Here is a 2,623-nt window from a genome sequence, read left to right on the forward strand (position 1 = left end):
TTATAAAAAACGAATATAAATCAGACACCTATTGATTTAACTATGAAAAATGAACAATCAAACCAAAAAAGAATTATTTTTATAAAAACATAAATAATGTTAAAAAACAGTATTGTGTGATATAGATGAGAAATATTATAGTAGTGGATTGCATATCATCCGGTGTGAATTATATAGAGGACATTGCAAACAGAGGTTACCGTCCGGTTATCCTTGAACTTCAGCCTGGTGAAATGGATGCGCAAGAGTACAAAAAGAAAGTGCAAAGCAATTACGAAAGGATTGAATATGATTATGATTTGATTTATGAAAAAGACGAATACAGTGAAACACTTGAAATGGTTCGTGAATTAAATCCATTGCTTGTTGTGTGGGCAATGAGCGCGGAGTTATCCTTTCAACCAAATTGTCAAATGATTTAGGACTTTTAGGAACCCCGATAGAAAATCTGGAGGCCATGACTCTCAAAGATAAAATGCATGAACGCCTTGCCGAAGCCGGCATCAGACATATCAGGGGAAAGGTCGTAACATCCATCGACGAAGCAGTTGAATTTTATGAAGCAGAATCACTAAAAGAAGTGGTGATAAAGCCTGTTTACAGTTTCTGTTCTGTTAGCGTGCGCATATGCCCCAATAAGCAGGAAATGATTGATTCTCTAAAGGAAAGTTTTAACATGACAAATGCATACGGGCAAAAGAATAATGAACTTTTAATTCAGGAACGCATCAACGGTGAAGAATACATTGTAAACACAACCTCCTGCGCAGGCATTCCCCGTCTGATTTCAATGTGGAAATATGAAAAGGTAAAAACATCCGAGGGAGCCATTATCTATGACACCATCAGTTCGGTTCAGAATCTAAATCTAGGTGAAGCCCAAATAGTAGAATACGCATATGACGTGGTCCGCGCAATAGGAATTGAATACGGACCTGTTCATGGAGAATACATGATAGATGAAAACGGACCTGTACTGATTGAAGTCAACTGCCGCCCTTCAGGCTTAAGTATGGAAACAACTTATCTGGACAGGATTTTCGGCCAGCATGACACAGACTCCACTCTGGATTCATATCTAAATCCTGAAAGATTTGAAGAACAGAGAAAACAGATGTACCGGCCGCCTGCTCAGGGAAAGATAAAATTATTCATAGCTCCCGAAGACATTTTTGCAAAATCAGCACCTATGGTCAATATGACTACAAATCTCAAAAGCTACTATTCCACCACACTGCGCCCGATCAATGAAACGGAACTCTTTGTCAAGACTGAGGATTTAAACACTACATGCGGAGTGGTTTTTCTGGTTCATGAAAACCCTAATTATGTCAGTGAGGATCTGGAATTTTTAAGAAGAGTTGAGAGAAACGCATTTGATTTGATTTTAAGCAGCGAAGAGGATGAAAACTTAAAAATCGATGAAAATGAAATCATTGAATATATGGAAAACATCATCACTACAGTGGATAAATATGGAAACGGTTTAGTGATATCCGACCAGGAAATTAAAAACATAAATATTTTACAGACCAATCTGGAGGGCATACCTGGACTGCATGGGCGTTTTGATTATATCATTCTGAATTTGAATAAAAGCTTAATCAGCATGAGGGATGAGGAAGCGGTGAAACTGATTCTTAAACTGATTTCATTTATTAAGGTTGGAGGAATAATTTTTATTCCGGAAACTACCTATAATTATATGCCAGGCAAAAGAAAAGGAGTGGAAGCCATAATCCAAAATTTAGATTTGAAAATTGAAGCACCGCCATTTGAAATTAAAAATGCAGTGATTGCATCAAAAAGACAATGAATGCCTACGGATTCATTGCCTCCCTTTTTTTATTTCATTTGCCGCATTGCCAAACATAGCATATTTATATAAGAAATGCCCATATAACAACTACATTTTAATGGTGATAATATGGCCAGAAAATCTTTCAATGAAAAATTACAAGACTCTAAAGATATGCCTAAAATTGTTGAAGTGACTGATGAAAAATCAGTGAAAAGATATGGCGGAAGCCAGATGCTAATAGCTCCCCCATTGGAATATAATGAAATCATGTCTGAAGTTCCTGAAGGAAAAATAATAACTATTAAGGAAATAAGGGAATTTTTAGCTGAAAAGCATGGAGCCGAATTTACATGTCCGATGACAGCAGGAATATTTATCAGCCTGTCAGCCCAGGCCAGCTGTGAAAGAAGTGACAATCAGATACCCTTCTGGAGAACTCTTAAGGCGGACGGTGAATTGAATCCGAAATATCCCGGCGGAATTGAATATCAAAAGGAAAAACTGGCAGGTGAAGGCCACACATTCAAAACAAGAGGACGAAAAAACATCAGATATTTTGTTGAAGATTATGAAGACAAATTATATGATTTAACAGTTCAATGAACCTGATATTTAAAAAAAAATGAAAGTAACCGGAAATGCCGGTTACCTTACTTTTATTTTGACTTTTTTGACTGCCTTATAGTAGCATGAATTGCCTTTGAAAGAGACCGTTGCTTTAAATGTTCCTCTTTTGGTTAGCTTTTTGATTTTAAATATTGCTTTTCCTTTGGAGTTTGTTGTTGCTTTAAAAGTTTTACCCTTAATTTTTAAGACAACTTT

Annotated in this window: 3 protein-coding genes; all 3 read left to right on the top strand. The window is 36.4% G+C overall.

Annotated elements, in window-relative coordinates; genetic code table 11:
- Positions 1–125 precede the first annotated feature (125 nt).
- Positions 126–422 carry a hypothetical protein gene (locus ACKI2P_RS11470; RefSeq protein WP_407377692.1) on the top strand — a complete coding sequence of 99 codons (297 nt, stop codon included), beginning with the start codon at positions 126–128 and terminating at the stop codon, positions 420–422.
- Complete coding sequence (locus ACKI2P_RS11475; protein ID WP_407377694.1) at positions 371–1,816, top strand: ATP-grasp domain-containing protein; 1,446 nt, start codon at positions 371–373, stop codon at positions 1,814–1,816. Before ACKI2P_RS11470 ends, ACKI2P_RS11475 begins: the two co-directional genes overlap by 52 nt.
- Positions 1,817–1,927: 111 nt before the next feature.
- Positions 1,928–2,404, top strand: coding sequence for a methylated DNA-protein cysteine methyltransferase (locus ACKI2P_RS11480; RefSeq protein WP_407377696.1), 477 nt, complete (start codon positions 1,928–1,930; stop codon positions 2,402–2,404).
- Positions 2,405–2,623 lie beyond the last annotated feature (219 nt).

The sequence above is a fragment of the Methanobrevibacter sp. genome (assembly GCF_045541095.1).
GTDB lineage: Archaea > Methanobacteriota > Methanobacteria > Methanobacteriales > Methanobacteriaceae > Methanocatella.

Excerpts from the sequence above, each read along its gene's own strand:
- ACKI2P_RS11470 (WP_407377692.1), top strand. The coding sequence starts at position 126 with ATGAGAAATATTATAGTAGTGGATTGCATATCATCCGGTGTGAATTAT.
- ACKI2P_RS11480 (WP_407377696.1), top strand. The coding sequence starts at position 1,928 with ATGGCCAGAAAATCTTTCAATGAAAAATTACAAGACTCTAAAGATATG.